Source organism: Streptomyces sp. NBC_00876 (assembly GCF_045207435.1).
GTDB lineage: Bacteria > Actinomycetota > Actinomycetes > Streptomycetales > Streptomycetaceae > Streptomyces.
This window is the reverse complement of record NZ_CP108800.1, coordinates 3711330-3727959: the sequence shown is the minus strand read 5'-3', so window position 1 is coordinate 3727959 and position 16630 is coordinate 3711330. Positions and strand designations below refer to the sequence as shown.

Here is a 16630-nt window from a genome sequence, read left to right as displayed (position 1 = left end):
CCCACAATGGGAAGCGGATCGACGCACACCAGCGAAAGGGCGATGACCTCATGTCCGTATGGGACGACCTGGTCGGCCAGGACCGGGTGCAGGAGCAGCTCGGTGCCGCCGCCCGGGACGCCGACGTACTGGTCACCGCCATCTCCGCGGGAGAGCCGGTGCCGCCCGGCTCGAAGATGACCCACGCCTGGCTGTTCACCGGGCCCCCGGGCTCCGGACGCTCCACCGCCGCGCGCGCCTTCGCCGCCGCCCTGCAGTGCACCAGCCCGGACCGCGCCCTGGGCGGGGCGCCGGGCTGCGGATTCTGCGACGGCTGTCACACCAGCCTGATCGGTACGCATGCCGATGTCGACGTGATCCGCACCGATCTGCTCTCCATCGGTGTGAAGGAGACCCGTGAGCTGGTCCGCCGTGCCCAGCTCTCGCCGGCCGTCGGGCGCTGGCAGGTCATCGTCATGGAGGACGCCGACCGCCTCACCGAGGGCGCGGGCAATGTGCTGCTGAAAGCGGTCGAGGAGCCCGCGCCGCGTACGGTGTGGCTCCTGTGCGCACCCTCGCTCGAGGACGTACTGCCCACGATCCGTTCCCGTTGCCGCCACCTCACGCTGCGCACCCCGTCCGTCGACGCCGTCGCCGACGTCCTGATCCGGCGCGACGGCATCGATCCGGAGCGGGCCGCGGCCGCCTCCCGTGCCACGCAGGGGCACATCGGCAGGGCCCGCCGCCTCGCCACCGACGAGCGGGCCCGTTCCCGCCGGGCCGCGGTCCTGAAGCTGCCGCTGCGGGTCGAGGACATCGGCGGCTGCCTCAAGGCGGCGCAGGAGCTGATCGACACCGCGACCGATGACGCGAAGCAGGCCTCCGAGGAGGTCGACGTCAAGGAGACGGAGGACATGAAGGCCGCGCTCGGCGCCTCCGCGGGCGGCCGGATGCCGCGGGGCACGGCCGGGGTGATGAAGGAGCTGGAGGACAAGCAGAAGCGCCGTAAGACGCGCACCCAGCGCGACAGCCTCGATCTGGCGCTCACGGAGCTGACCGGCTTCTACCGCGATGTGCTCGCCCTGCAGCTCGGCTCGCGGATCGCCATCGCCAATGCCGACGCCGAGGACTCCCTCGACCGCATCGCACGCTCGTCCACACCCGAGCGCACTCTGCGCCGGATCGAGGCGGTGATCGCCTGCCGACGGGCACTGGACCGCAATGTGGCCCCGCTGCTGGCGGTGGAGGCGATGACGATGGCGTTGCGCGCGGGCTGACACGGCCGGCCACGGAGATCCACCGGCCCATTGGTCACTGACCCCCACGGACCATCGGCCACTGACCCCCATCGGCGTGGACCCATGGTCACTGACCCCCATCGGCCACGGACTGCCGAATCACCCGAAAGAGCTGGGAATCGGGCGAGTCGCCGCTCGGCGACTACGCTCCGGGAATGGACACCAGGCGCCCGCTCCGCACCCTCGCCCTCGTGCTCGGCACTGCCGGCCTCCTCATCTCCGGCTGCAGCAGCGGAAGTTCGACGTCGGGTACCTCGTCCTCTGCGCAGGCCGCCTCGGCTTCCGCTTCCGCCTCCGCCGTGCCCGCGGCGCTGAAGCCCTTCTACGCACAGCAGCTCAGCTGGCGGGACTGCGGTGTCACCGGATTCCAGTGCGCCACGATGAAGGCGCCGCTCGACTACGCGAAGCCGGACGGTGGCGAGATCAAGCTGGCGGTCTCCCGCAAGAAGGCCACCGGCCCCGGCAAACGGATCGGCTCCCTGCTGGTGAACCCGGGCGGCCCCGGCGGATCGGCCATCGGCTATCTCCAGGGCTATGCCGCGATCGGCTACCCGGCCCAGGTGCGTGCCCGTTACGACATGGTCGCCATCGACCCCCGCGGGGTGGCGCGCAGCGAACCCGTCGAATGTCTCACCGGTTCGCAGATGGACGCCTACACCCAGGTCGACCAGACCCCCGACGACGCGGTCGAGGTCACGAAGCTGAGCGGCGCCTTCAAGAAGTTCGCCACGGGCTGCGAGGAGCGCTCCGGCGAGATCCTTCCGCACGTCTCCACCGTGGAGACGGCCCGTGACATGGACATCCTGCGCTCCCTGCTCGGCGACGAGCACCTGAACTATGTCGGGGCGTCGTACGGCACCTTCCTCGGCGCGACGTACGCCGAGCTCTTCCCGGGCCGCACCGGGCGCCTCGTCCTCGACGGGGCGATGGATCCCTCGCTCCCGTCGGCCGAGATGAACCGCGACCAGACCGCGGGGTTCGAGACGGCCTTCCAGTCCTTCGCGGCGGACTGCGTGAAGAAGGCGGACTGCCCGCTCGGCACGACGTCGGCCGCCGACGCGGCGACCGCCCTGAAGAAGCTGTTCAGCGATCTCGACGCGAAGCCGATCCCGACGGGGGAGTCCCGCGAGCTCGGTGAATCCCTCGCCACCACGGGCGTCATCGCCGCCATGTACGACGAGACGGCATGGCCCCAGCTCCGCGAGGCGCTCGCCGGCGCGGAGGCGGGCGACGGCTCCGGCCTGCTCTCCCTGGCGGACAGCTACTACGAGCGCGAGCCGAACGGCACGTACGCGAACCTGATGTATGCCAACGCCGCGGTGAACTGCCTCGACCTCCCGCCCGCCTTCGCCACCGCCAACGCCGTCACCCAGGCCGTGCCCTCCTTCGAGAAGGCGTCCCCGGTCTTCGGCAAGGGCTTCGCCTGGGCATCCCTGAACTGCGCCTACTGGCCGGTCCCGGCCACCGGCACCCCGCACCGCATCGAGGCCGAGGGCGCCGCCCCGATCGTCGTGGTCGGCACCACCCGCGACCCGGCCACCCCGTACAAGTGGGCCGAGTCCCTGGCGGACCAGCTCTCCTCCGGCACCCTGCTCACCTACAAGGGCGACGGCCACACGGCGTACGGCCGGGGAAGCGACTGCATCGACACGGCGATCAACACGTATCTCCTGGAGGGCACCCCGCCGGCCGCCGGCAAGAAGTGCTCCTGAGCCACCTCATCCTCCACCTGACCTGCGGATACGCGCCTGCGGCAGGGTGGTGCGGAGCACCCTCGGAAACTGTGTAGACTTGGCGTCGCTACTGATCGCATCATGGTGCGACAGGGCGTGCCGCCTTAGCTCAGTTGGCCAGAGCAACGCACTCGTAATGCGTAGGTCTCGGGTTCGAATCCCGAAGGCGGCTCCGCTTAAGCCTCAGGACTCACTCGCCGTGACCTGGGGCTTTTGCTTTCTCGTGACCTTACCCGGCAGGGGTTGAAGCGCGCGGCGAGCCCGCCGACGGCGATGTGAGGCCGAGGCGCGGCCATTTCTGCAGAGGCGCTGCAGAGATGTGGCCAGGACGTGAGAGCCGGGAGCAGTGCCGCGCCGACGTTACCCATCGCCGCTGCGGCCGTCCGAATGGCACTCCGTCACACCCGTGGGTGCCTCTGGAACCACTGGTCGCCGACGACCATGTCGTGGATGCCTCGTGCTTCGCAGTAGCGCACAAGGTCGGACATGCGGTTGATGAACCCGTGGCCGTTGAAGTTGAGGGAGGTGTTGCATAGGACTCCGACACCGTGTTCGGCGGCGAACGCAGAGAGCAGGACGTGAAGTTCCTGATTGCTGTCGCGGCTGACGGTTTGGACCCTGGCGGATCCATCCACGTGCGTGACGGCCTGGACGGTCGAGGAACGCCTGACCTTGCGGAAGTACAGCATGTAGGGGTCTTCGAAAGCTCCGTCGAAGACTGTGTCGATGTCCTCGATTCGGCAGCACGGCGCGATGGGGCGGTAGGTCTCGCGCTGCTTGATGGTGTTGAGGAGGTCTTTGGTGTCCTGCCGAAACGGCTCGGCCAGCAGCGAGCGGTTACCCAGTGCGCGGGGCCCGATCTCCCAGCGGCCCTGGACCCAGGCCACCACGCGTCCTTGGCCGAGGGCTTGTGCCAGTGCTCGATGATCGAGTGAGGTGCGCTGCCACAAGGCCGGGTCTGGCCGTGTGTCGTGGACGAAGTCCAGTCCGCTGTACACGTTCCAGTCGATGTAGGGGTCGCCGGTCATAGTGGTGAGCGCATCGATCGCGGTGCCGATGGCTGAACCGGAGTCGTTGGTGCAGGGAGGGACGAACACCGAGGAGAAGTGGCCGAGGTTGGCCCACTCGGCGTTCCAGTCGCAGTTGAGCCCACAGCCGCCCGAGATGCGCAGGGGAGTGCCAGCCGGTAGGTGTTCGAGGGCTGCGTCTGCGAACAAGGTGAAGATCCGCTGGGTGAGAAGGGCAGCGGCCGTCTTGGTCACTTGGGACTCCACGCCGGCGTTGTACAGCGCGCAGTCGCGGAAGTCCCTCTTGGGGGCCGGGTACACACTGTCGGTCTTCAGTAGCCGGTCTACGGCGGCGCTGATGTCCGCGTCGGCGTCCTCGGGATTGGCGTAGGCTGCCAGGGCCATGAGTTTTCCGGCGTCATTCAGGCGGGGCAGCGCACCCTCGTCGGGGAAGCTCGGGTCGGCGAGGGCGAACAGGAACGAGAAGCGACCTCCGGGCTCGGTGAGCACGGGTATGTGCTTGACGACCTTGAAATGTTGGTCGACGAGGTAGAAGGCACCGGTGTCTCCTTCCCATACGAGGACGGTCTGCAGCGGGTGTTCGCCCCGCGGCGCCATACCAACGGCCATCATGAGGTGGGAGCGCTCGTGTGAGGAACTGAAGAGGCGCACCTCCTTGCCGAAGAACCGCATCTGGCGCTGGGTGAGGGCGTCGAGTCCGTCGTAGCCGGCGCCGATCGAGCGATGCCGCATGGCCCCCTGCTCACGCCATCCTCCGAGGGCCACAACGTCGGGCAGCTGGTCGACGTGTTCGGCGATGTCGAGGATGGTGTTGACGTTCACGGCTGCGTAGCGTCCGAAGGAGTCTTTCTCTGACTCCAGGGAGTACAGCAGCCGCCGGTCGCGGATTACCGCGACGGTCCCGTCGTGGCCTGGTTTGAGCGCGAATACCAACACTTCGGACTTCCCCTCCAGAATGCGACTGGTACGGGGCGTGTTTGTGCATCGTTGGATGCACAAACACGCCCCACTGGTGCCTGATGCGTGGAGCTGGTTTCGGCGCAGCTGCTCTTTGCTACACGCCGTCGATCTTGGCCACCTTGCGGCCGACCTTGAGGTAGACGGTGTCAGAGACTCCTACCAGGTCAGCAGCAGCGAGGGCGGCGGTCACGGTCTCGTGCAGAGGACGGACGATGTCGTCTTCCGACAGGTTCACCGTCCGTTGGCCTTCCTCGGTCTCCACCACGACGCGGAGACCGTTCTGCTTGGCAAGGCGGCGGCCCGCGGACATGCTGGGCGTGAACTCCAGCACCTGGGTCAGTACGGCGCCCACCGATTCGCCGCCGAGTGAAGCGTCCACGACGGGCAGTGACTCGACGTCGCTGAAGCTGCGCTTGGAGAATTGGGAGGTGAAGTGCCGACGGGCAGCAGCCGCTGCCTCGCAGCCGTGCACAGCTGCGACGGCTTCGCCGGCGAGAACTTTCTTCAGGTCCATCGGATGCAGGGTCTTGTTCTCGACCCGGGCGACAGCGGCGTCTACCTCGGTGTCGGTCCACTCAGTCCATGCCTTGAGGTATGGCACAGTCAGCCGGTCCGGAATCGACATGATCTTGCCGAAGATGTCGTCCGAGGCGGCGGTCAAAGGGATGTAGTTCCCCTTGCTTTTGCTCATCTTGGCTCCGGTGCCATCGGTGCCTTCGATCAGCGGCATGCTGATGACCAGCTGCGGCTTCTGGCCGGCGATCTCCATAACCTTGCGACCCATCTGCATGTTGAGCAACTGGTCGACGCCGCCAAGCTCGATGTCCGCGTGGATCTTCGCGGAGTCGATGGCCATGACTACGGCGTAGATGAACTCTGACATCGCCAGACCCTGGCCCTTGGCGAGGCGGGTTCGGAAGTCCTCTCGCTGCAGCGACATCGATACGGGGATCTGAGACAGCACCCCGATCAGCTCAGGCAGTCGGATCTCGGCAAGCCACTCGCTGTTGTGGCGGAAGTCTGCTCGCTGGAAGTCGAAGAACGGTGCCACCTGGTCCCGGTAAGTGGCCAGGTTTTTGGCGATGTCCTTGTCTGTCAGCGGAGGCCGCTCGTCGGACCGGCCGGAGGGGTCGCCGATCTTCGCGGTGATGTCACCGATGATGAGCACAATGTGGTGTCCCATCCTCTGGAACCGGCTGAGGATGATCATCGGGACGGTGTGGCCGAGGTGGACATCGGCGGAGGTGGGATCGATGCCGAGCTTGACCCGCAGCGGCCTCCCCTCACTCCTGGCCATGTCGATGGCCGAAGTCAGAGAGTCCAGCGAGGGCAGAATGCCGACGGTTCGGCCGGCGATGAGCTCAGCCTGCTCCTTGGGACTGAGGTCGGACAGGTCAAGCTGACGCCTGGCGCTGGTCTCGGCCAGAAGGTCCTCGACGGTCTTGTCGGAGGAGAGGTCCTGCGCGAGTAGCTCAAGGGCTCGCGCTTCGGATTCGCCAAGGCGTGTCATGGGGTTCCTGTATGGATCGAAGGCTCGCTCATAGGACGGGCGAAGTATACCTGAGGGAACGTGTCCGTTGCTGGCGCTTTTCATGGCCACAGCTCTTTAACGTGCACCAGGAAATCTGCGAAATTTCTCTTCTCTGAATTCCATCGGCGATTGTTCTCGGCGCAGTCCTGATGGATGCGTATGAGATCCTCGTGGGGGCAGTAGGTCATCTGATGCATCAGTTGGAAAACGGGCGACGACACAGGGTCTTTGCAGCTGTCTTCCTGGATGAGCCGGAGGATTTCGTCGTGCGGCGTTTCGACGCTGATCCCTGACCCCGGGATGCTCTTCGAGAATTTCGGATGGCCGTTGAACCCCGAGTTGAGTCGAGCGTACAAGGCGGCCAAAGTGAAGCCGCCACTCAAAGGTGCGTCGTCATCGAATCGGTGTGCCACCTCCTGCGCGAATCGTACGTATTTGTGCTCGTCGACACCCAGGAGCACCAGAACGGCTTCGTGGGTCTGGCCCAGGGTGACGAAGTCGGAGGCCATCAGGGCAAGTGAGAGGCGGCGGCGGAAGGTCATGGTCGCGTCCACAATGCCGCGTGCCACGTAGTAGGCGTGGTTGTCCTCCTCGGCGGTCAGGAAGTCGTTCTCCTGAGTGTATCGCCCGAGCAGATACATGTTGGTCAGGGCTTCATTATGGTCTCGCTGATTGCGAAGGATTCCCTTTGTTTCGTCGAATCCCAGACGTTGCGCGAAGAGACGGAAGCGTTCTGACAGCTCGATGGTGAACTCGTAGGACCGTCCGCGACCGTTGTAGGCGTCGAGATCTCCCAAAACGATCTGGCACTTCTCTCCGCCATTTTGCAGGCGCACCATCTTCATGATGTGAGAGGCGGTTGCCATGTGGGGCGGTCCGGACATTCCGAATCCCGTTGTGACGATTCGACTCCTTGCGGATGCGGCTGTATAGCGGTCGGCCGCATGATGGCAGAGATAGCGTAGGTTCAGTTCATTCTGGCTCAACCCGGCCAGGTCGAAGTCGAACCTCTGGAGATCGAAGGGGCTGTATCCGTATTCCTTGACGATGCTCCGGTAGTAGTCCTCGGAGAACAGTACGGGTTCGGCGGTCACGGTCTCTCCTTGGCGAGGTCATGCGGGCGAAGCCGCTTCGGCAACGAGTACGGCTTTGATCGGTCGAATGCCCGTACCGGTGGTGACGGCCGCGACAGCCGAAGGCAGGGAACGGAGCGGGAATCGGCACTGGACCAGCACGTCAGCCCATGCCGGGCGCTGGCCAAGCATCTGCAGCGCCTTCGGGAGGTCGCCGGTGCCGTGTCGGCGGCAGTAGCTGAATGATCCGGTGATGGTGATCGAGCGACGGAAGACGTTCCGCAGGTCGTGGTGCAGGCGCACGCCCGGATCGTAGGCGTTCTGTACGAGAACAGTGCCGCCGTCGCGGACGAGGGACAAGGCGGCGTCGAGAGGGCGGGCGTCCCAGCCGCTCGCGGCGTCCACCACGGCGTCGAATCCGTTCTTTGGGGCCTCGTGGAGGGATATGAAGGATGCGTCTATGTGATCGGCCACGGCGGCCAGCTTGCCGACGTTGCGGACGAGTACGGTCACTGACCAGCCCTGGGAAGCGGCGTAAGCCGCGCTGCAGAGAGCGAGCGGGCCGGAGCCGACGATGGCAAGGTTTCCAGGACGATGGTGCGACAAGCCGCAGCGGATGCCATGGATAGCGACCGCGAGGGCGTCTGCGAGGACGGCCTGTGCGGGGTCGGCGCCCTCGGGCAGAGGCAGTACGTTGCGGTGGGGTGCAACGACGAACTCTGCGAATCCGCCGGGCAGATCCCAGCCCAGCCGAAGGATGGCCGGGCAAAGATGGATCGCCCCCGTCGCGCAGCTCGCGCAACTGTCGCAGGGGACAAGGGGATCGATCACCACAAGAGAGCCGGAATGGGCATTGAGGTCCCAGCCGACGACTTCATGGCCTGGGCGCCAGGCGTGACCAGGCGTGGGAATTGGCGACTTGGTAATCTTGGCCAGGTCGCTTCCGCACACACCGGAGAACGCCACTTTGACCAGAGTCTGGTCCGGCTGTGGTTCCGGGCAGGTCAGGCGTGACCACGATAGGGCGCCCTCTCGTACTTCCCATGCCTTCATGCATCCCCTTCCTTCGGTCGTCGTGGTGCTCGCCAGGTCGGCATGAAGGTGGGTAGTTGTTCGATGCCGCTGATGGAAGGGCCGTGCCAGGGCTTGTCGCCGAAGGCAATGGTTGAGGGGCCGCCTCTGCGTTCGACGCGAACCGGGGTCAGGCCGGCGGCGGTCGCTCCGCGCAGTTCGTCGCCTCCGCCGTCTCCGCAGTACATCGTGTCCTGTGGTGCGACGCCGAGTTGTCCAGTCACCGCGTAGTAGAGGCTTATGTGCGGTTTGATGGCTCCCACGCGGCAACTGAAGACCGCGGCATCGACGGATTCGCTGAGCGCTGAGTCCTGCCATGCCTCGGCGATATCGGCGGACGCGTCGCTGAGCACCGCGATTCGGAGACCGCGCTCGCGTAGCGTCCGCAGGACGGCAACCACGTCGGGGGACGCAGAGAGCCGGGCGGTGGCCAGCCGCAGGAGGACGGTGCACAGGTCCTGCGGAGTTGGCGTGCTTTTGCCGCAGCGTTGCCAGAGATGGTCGCTGAGCGAGTCGAGCGTCGGCAACCGTCCATCATGGCGCTCCGCCCAACTGTCGATGTACGCCTGCTCAATGACGTCGGCGGGTACCGCGGTGGCCGCAGCTATCGTCTCAGCCGCCTCGAGTCGTTGCGCTCGGGTCGGAGCGTCGACCAGTGTCCCGAACAGGTCGAGCACCAGCGCCTGCGGATACGCGCGGGGGCCGGGCGATGGGATGGTCACGGCTCCTCCTGGGGTGGCGGGGCCAGGCGGACGCAGGGGCGGCCGGTCAGCACGCTATGAATGCTGGGGCCCCGGTCGCGGTAGTGGCGGCCCGCCAGCACGGTCGACACCAGTTCGCGTAGTAGCGGCCCCCAGGCCGATCGCCGACGGCCTCGTTGCAGGGCTGCTTCTACCTCGTGGGCTCGGGCCTCGGCCCGGTAGTGCCATGTCAGCCGACCCAGCGCACTCCGACTGGCCCACGGGGGAGGGGTGACCCGAAGTTCGGCGAGGCGGACTGCGATTTCGCCGCAGACATCCGCCATGTATTCCTGGTGGACACCAGGGGTGGCTCGATCGGTCATGTTGTCGCCGTGTACCCGGTAGAACGTTAGAGGGTGCGTCATCCGGGCACCGAGACCGAGGTCGTCGAGTACGTGGAAGAACTTCTCGTTCGTCACCGGCAGCAGTTTCAGGGCAGCAGCACGGTCGACGATGATGGTGCTCGTGTTGCCGCCTGGGTGGGGATCGGGAACCAGAAGGCTGCCGTCACCATCGACAACGTGCTCCCAGTGCTGCACGAGCATGGCGCCGGTCCGGAGATAGCCGGACGCGGTACGGAGCTTGGCCGGCGCGAACCAGTCATCGGCGTCCAGGAAAGCCACCCAGTCGCCATGGCATTGTCGGACGCTCTCCGTCAGTGTCGCCGCAAACCCACGGTGCAGCTGAGTGATCACCCGGATCCGAGAGCCGAATTCGGCACACACCTCCAACGTCCGGTCGGTCGATCCGTCGTCCAGGACGACGATCTCCTCCAGGCGGTAGTCGCCGGGCTCCTGCGCCAGGCAGCTCTCTACGGCCTGGCCAAGGAAGTGGGCGTAGTTGTGGCTGAGGATGCACACCGAGATGCTGGGGAGCGCGTTGCTGACGCCCTTGGCATTCACTGCGAGATCTACGTCCATGGGCGTGTGTAGACCTCCAGATAGGTGGCCATGATGGCCGCATGCTCCTTGATCCGGTGCTCGCTGAACTCCTCTGACGGAGCGCGACGGGGAACCTTGCGGAGGCGCTCGGCCGCCTCGTCGAGCGCGGAGAGGAAGCGGGCTCCGTAGGCGTACTCGGCCCCGTCGGACCAGTCGAACCACACGGGCTCGTCGATTACTCCCGTATGACAGCGGTACTGATCACGGAGGTAACCCACGGCGGAGGCCACCGGCACCAGTCCGAGGTCGAATGCGAGTTCCAACTGTCCCGAGTGCGATCCCCATCGGTACGGCAGGATCAGGGCATCGCATCCCGATGCCGTCTCCGCCACTTCCTCATCGGTGGGGAATGGCAGGACATCTACCTGGAGACGAGGCTCGGCTGCGGCCGTAGCGAGTAGAGCCGGCCAATGGTCTTGCTCCTGCAGCAAGTTGATGTAGCCAGGCGCCCTGAGCAGCACCGACAGGAAGGTGTTGTGCTGGTGGCGGCCGAAGCGCCAGTTGTACAGCACTGTAGCGATGTCGCGGTTGTCCCGCAGCGAGCCGAACAGAAAGTACCGCGCATGCCCGCTGCCCGGAGGCCGGAGGCGGGGAACGGCGGTGGGCGAGACCACGTACCCGTGCGGGATCGTGACGGTTTCCACCCGGTTGCCGAACCGTTTACGTATCTCGGTCCCTGACGCCTCGGTCAGACAGACGAAGGGGACGCGCGCGTCCACCAGGGCGCGCAGCTTGCGGTGGTAGTCGATTCTGCCGCTGAAGACAGGGCTGATGTCATGCGCAGTGAAGATCACGCGTCGGCGGAATCGGGCGCATTCTGACAGGACGGACTTCAGAGTCGGCAGGTCGTCGAACTCGACGTGGTGCAGGTGCAGAACGTCGAACCAGTTGAAGGGTCTGTGTTCGAGCAACCATCGCAGCGACATGTCCCGAGGCACTGCTTCAGTGCCGTGCGGTGAAGTGCCGTTGACGATTTCGACATGCTCGCTCGTGAGCTTGCGGGCATACGGGGTGCGGGCGGGTGCATGCACCACTTTCGTCCGGCTACCCATCACGTCCTCCGGGCGAGGGAAAGGACCCCAGCAGCGACATCACTCGCCGTCGGGAAACCGGGCATCGGGCCGGACAAGCGGTGAGCGTGCTCCTTGAGGGCAGAGGAAGACAGCACGGTATCGACGGCCGTAGCGACAGCTTCCGGCCTGGGTGGCCATGCGACGGCGACTCCACACCCGGCCTCCTGTGCGGCTGCCGCCACATAGTGCTGGTCGCGGGCACGAGGTACGGTGATCAGCGGCTTGCCGAACCACAACGCCTTGCTGGCGATCCCGTACCCGGAGGTCGTGACAACCGCGTCAACCGACGGCAGCAAATCGGCGTGCGGGTAGTAGCCCAGCACCGTGGCATTGCGCGGAGTCTCGACGCCGAGAGCGTGGTCTGCCGAGATGGTCACCAAGATTTCCGTGTCCGTTTCCGCGAGCCCCTCCAGGGACGCGCGTACGAGGTCGACATCTTCTTGCCAGGCGCTGCTGTTGGCCACCAGGACACGGGAACGCCCTCGGGAAGCCGCACCCGCGCCGGCGGCTGGAGAAGAAGCCGGCCCGGCCTCGTCCCACGGGGGCAGCGAGGTTCGGGTGACGAAGTGCGGCAGTGGGCGAGTGCCCCGGCGAAGGTGCGGATGGCCGAGGAGAAAGGTGCACTGTGGAGACATCCGGAACCACGGTGCCTCTTGCCGATCCCGCGGTTCAGGGCCGAGACCGACTGCCTCCCGGATTCCGTCCCACCAGGAGGAGTACGCATCGAACTCTGGGACGCTGGTCTTCTCCCACCAGACGCGGTGCATCGCATCGGTCTCGGCACCTTCGTCGAACAGATAGTGCACGTAGGAGGCCCAGGGGACGCCGAGATGCTCAGCGGCAAGGCCGGCACCGATGACGAAGGAGTCAACCAGTAGGACGTCGGGCCGGAACAGCCGTGTGGCCCGTTCGATCTCGGCGTACTCGGAGGCCACCCGGTGATGGAACCAGTTGGTACCGCCGGCAGGGCCCAGACCGTGCTGATCCCGTCCCTCGGCGCGGGACCAGTCATAGGTGATGCTGGACTCATAGGCCATGAAGCGCGTGCCAAGCGTGTCAGCGAGAGGCTTCAGGCTCGGCAGGCCCAGAAGCATCGTGTCCGTACCCAGGTCTCCCAGGGCCTGTACTGCCGGAACGATCGGATAGAGGCTGCCTCGCTGCGCGTACGGTATCCACAACACGCGGGGACGATGCGGCAGCCTCATCGCGCGGCGCCCTTCCCCGGCTCCACCCTGCTCTTGATGAGTGCCAACTGGGTGGTCCTGCCTCCCCCGGCGTCATCGCTACGGGTGAGCGAGAAGTCGGCGATCTCCAGCCCTCGCGCCCGAACGAACGCACAGAACTCCTGACTGGCCCACTCCCGGACATGGGAGGTGTTGCGGGGAGGGCCCGGGTCCGCAGGGCCGGCCCGAAGCTCGCGTGCCGGAGTCGACAGCACTGCCGCTCGCGCACCACCGTGGAGGAGCGATCCGATGAGGTCCATTGCAACCTCGGGATGGACAAGATGCTCAAGCACGTCCGAACAGACCAGGACAGTCCGGCGAAGCACTTCGACAGGTAGTGGAAGTGTGCGGCACGTCTCCAAGTCCGCTTCGACCCACTGCCCGAACGGCAGATTCTGCTGACACCAGGCGATGTTGGGGCCGATGTCGACGCCGATGTACATCCAATCGGGATGTGCGGCTTGCAGGGTGACCAGCTTGCCACCACGTCCGCAGCCGAGGTCGATGACCACGTCGCAATCGTTGGCCAGTGCCACCTGGGCGGCGAATGGGTAGACGTCCGGCTGCCAGACGACACCGTCCTGTTCGTCGTCAATGAAGTACTCGGGCTTACCCCGCTGTTCATAGCCGTACGGAAGGAAGTAAAGGTCGGGATCGAGCCCTGGCTCGACCGCGTTGCCAGCGGCTATATCGTTTGTTGGCACAGCGCTTCCTCCCTGAGTGCTTCGACTTTCGCCCACGCTCGCCCGCTGTTGATCGCTGCCTTCGCCTGGCTGTAGCCATCCACCAAGTCCCCGGCGAGCCCCGCTGCCATCAGCATCACGGCGCTGTTCAAGGCGATCAGATGTACATGCGCTGGGTTCCCCTCCCCAGCGAGGGCGTCAAGCACCCACTGCACCGCCTCTGTCGCTGATCTTGGCGGGTGGATGGAGTTCGGCGAACTCAACCCCAGGTCTTTCAGGTCATCTGCCTCGAACGTGTGGACTGCGCCGACTGTGCCGTTCGCCAGACGGCAGGTGAGGGAACGATCCCCCAGCCCGAACTCGTCGGCGAAGTAGCCGGCGGTGTTGCCCGAAGCCACGACGAGTGCTTCCGAGACCCCGAGACGACCAAGCACGCGGGCTGCCAAGTCGACCTTCGGGTGCGCGAGGCCGAAGACCAGGACCCCACCGCGAAGTCGTGCCGCAAGGGCGGCCAGGCCGAAGCTGAGTGGGTTGAGGACGTGGAATCGGCCCCCGTACACCTGGTCCAGGACGGGGATCATGTCCTCGATCGGGACGAACGCCAAGCGTGAACGCTCGACCGCCGTAATGATGCTTGAGCGGGTACGGCTGTGCGGTAAGCCGAGGCTTTCCGCGAGGTCCCTTGAACCCATGACGGAGGATGTGGCTCGTGAACCCATCTTGACCACGGAGGCGCCGGCTGCGGCGGCTACGATCGCGCTCGATGTCGAGACGTTGAAGGACTTGATCCCCTTCTTACCGCTTCCCGCGAGGAGCAACAGGCGTGATCCCGAAGGTGAGGGGAGATCGGCAGTCTCCACCTCGTCGAGTGAGAGGGCCGCACGCAGAACCTCGACGACATCACTTTCAGCTGGACCGCGAGCCATGAGACCTGTCAGCACGGCGGTCAACAGGTTGTCCCGCGCCGCGTGGTCGGGCAGAGCCACGAGGTCGAGCATCGCGCGTCCAACCGTCCCCGAGGCGATGGGAAGCCCGAGACTGACGCGGTACAGCACCTCTCGGACGGATGGTGGCGGTGATTGGCAGTCGGACCCGTTGGCTGGACGCCTGAGCGGCAGCCGTATATCGCCATTAACCCCCACCAAACAACACCTTCCTGATGCGATAACAGCCCAATAGCCCTCCCGAGTAGTGCGATGCCGCGTTACCGGCGCGGCATTCGTCTCGGCAGGTGCGTTCCCTTGCGCCGGACAGTCCTCGGTAGAGCGAGGCGCGCATGTCGGCTTCCCGTCAATGAGGTTGGAGGTTTGGCTACCCACCCAGGCCTTCCCGCCCGCCTTCACCAAATGAAAGTGATCTACGTCGTGCTCCAATGACGTATGGCATGGCTTCTTCGGGAGGGACCGCAGAAGCCCAGTGGCCGGAAAGCCCTTGATTGAGTGGTGCGGCCGTGCTTGGACGGGTAACCCCGCACCGGACTCCATAGGAATGCCTCCATGCGAATGTGTGTGCAGCGACCATTCCACTCTGTGATCACCGTGAGCGGACAAGCTGTCCGTAGGTATCTCCTGCCGCAGCGCTTGACGAACCGGATCTGTGTGCTAGAGGTCGTACTCCAACGTCCGGAGATAGATCGAACGGTGCCGCGCCTCGGCGCAGCGTCGATGTCGGGGGCGTTCTCCGTGGCGTCAAGGCAGTGGTGCTGCCTCCGGAGGTCAAAGCGGCACTCGACATGAGGGTGGTCGCCGATTCTCCGTGTTGCGCAGGAGGCCCGTCCGGTAATCGCTGTCAGGCGGGCCGGTGAGTGCTCCGCGTGACGGGGACGCTCCCAGATATCGCCGGTTGCGATAACAGTTGGAGACCAGCTGGGCGGGCTGGACAACGTCCGTACTCTGATCGTGAGTGCTCTGTCGCGAAGGGAACGAACAGTCGATGACTGACAATCTCACGCTGGGTGACCGGCTCCGTATAGCGCGCAGAACACGGAAGCTGTCCGCTGCCCAGCTCGCAACCAAAGTCGCGATCTCACCGAGCTATGTCCAGAAGCTGGAGTCCGGGGCGCGGAAGGCGGCGCCATCACTGGTGCTGGCTCTCGCGAACGCTCTGCATTTCGGGCCGGAGGTGCTGACCGGTCAGCCGTACTACGGAGAGCCGGAGGCCGAGGACGGGGTGCACGCGGTTATCCCTGAGCTGCGCCGTTTGCTGTTGTGCTACGACTCTCCGGATGAGTTGGAGATCGCCCCGCGGGGCCTCCCGGTGCTCGCGTCGGAAGTCGACCAGGTCTCGGCGCTCCGGCGTGACGCAAGGTACGCGCCAATGGGCCCGCTGTTGCCATCGATCATCGCGGAACTGACGCACGTTGCCCTCGGCGCGCAGGACAGGGAGCAGAGGCAGGCGTACTGGCACTTGGTCAGGGCTTACCGAGCGGTGAACTCGTTGGCGCACAAGATGGGGCACCACGATCTGTCCAGTACCGCGCTGGAGCGGGTTCGGTGGGCCGCCGACCGGTCGGGTGACCCACTGATGCAGGTAACTGCCGGATACCTGGTTGCTGGCGCGATGCTGCGTCAAGGCGCGTACGCGTCCGCTCGCCGGAAACTGCTGGCGCTGCGGACGGAACTGGAGCGGCTCCAGCCGGAGCGTTCGTACACCGCTGAAGCGCTGGCGGTCGACGGAGCGCTGGTGCTGAAGCTGGCCGTGGCGGAGTCGCGGGACAACAACCCGGACGGCACGGACGGGTACCTGCGGGAAGCGGAAGAAATCGCGAGGCTGGGGGGCAATCGTGACTCACACGCGTACGAGATGTCGTTCGGGCCGACGAACATCCGCATCCACAATGCCCACGCGTTGATCGACATGGGCGACACGGAGCAGGCGCTCGCCCGACTCGTGGAATGGGCTCCGTCCGGTGGGGAGTGGGCTCCACCTGCCGCGACTGTCGGGGAACGGGCCAGCCATCACTACATCGACGTCGCTTCGGCCAAGCTCGTTGTGGGGGACCGGGCGGGAGCGTTCGGCGACCTCCAGAAGGCACGGAAGATCGCACCCAATCACACGCGGTTCCACCCGTCGGTACGGGAGACGATCGGAGCCTTGCTCCGAATGGACTCTCATCCGTCCAACGAGCTCTCGTCGTTCGGGAGTTGGGCTGGCCTCTAGCGCATACTGGCGTTCTGTCAAGGCGCTTGCGGAGAATGTCTGCGGACAGTCTGTGCGATCACGGCGCTTGCGGAGTGGAATGGTCTCTTCGCAACCAGTTGTGAGGAGACCATTCCCATGTTGTCCGACGCCAGGCCG

General features: G+C 65.6%; 13 protein-coding genes and 1 tRNA gene. 4 read left to right on the top strand and 10 right to left on the bottom strand.

What is annotated here, in order from left to right; all coding sequences use genetic code 11:
* Nucleotides 1-50 precede the first annotated feature (50 nt).
* From OG782_RS16330 to OG782_RS16320, 3 genes are all read left to right on the top strand, one after another.
* Nucleotides 51-1256 carry a DNA polymerase III subunit delta' gene (locus OG782_RS16330; RefSeq protein ID WP_406451595.1) on the top strand — a complete coding sequence of 402 codons (1206 nt, stop codon included), beginning with the start codon at nucleotides 51-53 and terminating at the stop codon, nucleotides 1254-1256.
* A 176-nt stretch (nucleotides 1257-1432) separates the two neighbouring features.
* Nucleotides 1433-2989, top strand: a complete 1557-nt coding sequence (locus OG782_RS16325) for an alpha/beta hydrolase (RefSeq protein WP_406451593.1) — start codon at nucleotides 1433-1435, stop codon at nucleotides 2987-2989.
* A 119-nt stretch (nucleotides 2990-3108) separates the two neighbouring features.
* Nucleotides 3109-3182 (top strand) — tRNA-Thr (locus tag OG782_RS16320).
* Between the two features lie 226 nt (nucleotides 3183-3408).
* On the opposite strand, the gene OG782_RS16315 is transcribed toward OG782_RS16320, so the two are convergent.
* The 10 genes from OG782_RS16315 to OG782_RS16270 all read right to left on the bottom strand — a co-directional run bounded on the left by OG782_RS16315 (nucleotide 3409) and on the right by OG782_RS16270 (nucleotide 14331).
* Nucleotides 3409-4974, bottom strand: a complete 1566-nt coding sequence (locus OG782_RS16315) for a carbamoyltransferase C-terminal domain-containing protein (protein ID WP_406451591.1) — start codon at nucleotides 4972-4974, stop codon at nucleotides 3409-3411.
* Nucleotides 4975-5092: 118 nt separating this feature from the next.
* The gene (gene tyrS, locus OG782_RS16310) at nucleotides 5093-6508 is read right to left on the bottom strand and encodes a tyrosine--tRNA ligase (RefSeq protein ID WP_406451589.1); all 1416 of its coding nucleotides are present in this window, start codon (nucleotides 6506-6508) and stop codon (nucleotides 5093-5095) included.
* A gap of 80 nt (nucleotides 6509-6588) precedes the next feature.
* Nucleotides 6589-7623 carry a hypothetical protein gene (locus OG782_RS16305; RefSeq protein WP_406451587.1) on the bottom strand — a complete coding sequence of 345 codons (1035 nt, stop codon included), beginning with the start codon at nucleotides 7621-7623 and terminating at the stop codon, nucleotides 6589-6591.
* A gap of 18 nt (nucleotides 7624-7641) precedes the next feature.
* Nucleotides 7642-8655, bottom strand: coding sequence for an alcohol dehydrogenase catalytic domain-containing protein (locus OG782_RS16300; RefSeq protein WP_406451585.1), 1014 nt, complete (start codon nucleotides 8653-8655; stop codon nucleotides 7642-7644).
* Nucleotides 8652-9395, bottom strand: a complete 744-nt coding sequence (locus tag OG782_RS16295; RefSeq protein ID WP_406451583.1) for an HAD family hydrolase — start codon at nucleotides 9393-9395, stop codon at nucleotides 8652-8654. Before OG782_RS16295 ends, OG782_RS16300 begins: the two co-directional genes overlap by 4 nt.
* The gene (locus OG782_RS16290) at nucleotides 9392-10333 is read right to left on the bottom strand and encodes a glycosyltransferase family 2 protein (RefSeq protein WP_406451581.1); all 942 of its coding nucleotides are present in this window, start codon (nucleotides 10331-10333) and stop codon (nucleotides 9392-9394) included. Before OG782_RS16290 ends, OG782_RS16295 begins: the two co-directional genes overlap by 4 nt.
* Nucleotides 10324-11388, bottom strand: a complete 1065-nt coding sequence (locus OG782_RS16285) for a hypothetical protein (protein ID WP_406451579.1) — start codon at nucleotides 11386-11388, stop codon at nucleotides 10324-10326. The genes OG782_RS16290 and OG782_RS16285 overlap by 10 nt, the downstream gene beginning before the upstream one ends.
* A gap of 17 nt (nucleotides 11389-11405) precedes the next feature.
* A complete protein-coding gene (locus tag OG782_RS16280; RefSeq protein ID WP_406451577.1) occupies nucleotides 11406-12608 on the bottom strand; it encodes a glycosyltransferase in 1203 nt (400 codons plus the stop codon).
* Nucleotides 12609-12628: 20 nt separating this feature from the next.
* A complete protein-coding gene (locus OG782_RS16275) occupies nucleotides 12629-13354 on the bottom strand; it encodes a class I SAM-dependent methyltransferase (protein WP_406451575.1) in 726 nt (241 codons plus the stop codon).
* Nucleotides 13336-14331, bottom strand: a complete 996-nt coding sequence (locus OG782_RS16270; protein ID WP_406451573.1) for a hypothetical protein — start codon at nucleotides 14329-14331, stop codon at nucleotides 13336-13338. Before OG782_RS16270 ends, OG782_RS16275 begins: the two co-directional genes overlap by 19 nt.
* 934 nt (nucleotides 14332-15265) lie before the next feature.
* On the opposite strand from OG782_RS16270, the gene OG782_RS16265 reads away from it, so the two are divergent.
* Nucleotides 15266-16492 carry a helix-turn-helix domain-containing protein gene (locus OG782_RS16265; protein WP_406451571.1) on the top strand — a complete coding sequence of 409 codons (1227 nt, stop codon included), beginning with the start codon at nucleotides 15266-15268 and terminating at the stop codon, nucleotides 16490-16492.
* The last annotated feature ends 138 nt before the right edge of the window (nucleotides 16493-16630 follow it).

Coding starts and splice junctions, on each gene's coding strand:
- OG782_RS16270 (WP_406451573.1), bottom strand. CDS start 14,331: ATGCTCGACCTCGTGGCTCTGCCCGACCACGCGGCGCGGGACAACCTG.
- tyrS (WP_406451589.1), bottom strand. CDS start 6,508: ATGACACGCCTTGGCGAATCCGAAGCGCGAGCCCTTGAGCTACTCGCG.
- OG782_RS16330 (WP_406451595.1), top strand. CDS start 51: ATGTCCGTATGGGACGACCTGGTCGGCCAGGACCGGGTGCAGGAGCAG.
- OG782_RS16290 (WP_406451581.1), bottom strand. CDS start 10,333: ATGGACGTAGATCTCGCAGTGAATGCCAAGGGCGTCAGCAACGCGCTC.
- OG782_RS16300 (WP_406451585.1), bottom strand. CDS start 8,655: ATGAAGGCATGGGAAGTACGAGAGGGCGCCCTATCGTGGTCACGCCTG.
- OG782_RS16265 (WP_406451571.1), top strand. CDS start 15,266: ATGACTGACAATCTCACGCTGGGTGACCGGCTCCGTATAGCGCGCAGA.
- OG782_RS16325 (WP_406451593.1), top strand. CDS start 1,433: ATGGACACCAGGCGCCCGCTCCGCACCCTCGCCCTCGTGCTCGGCACT.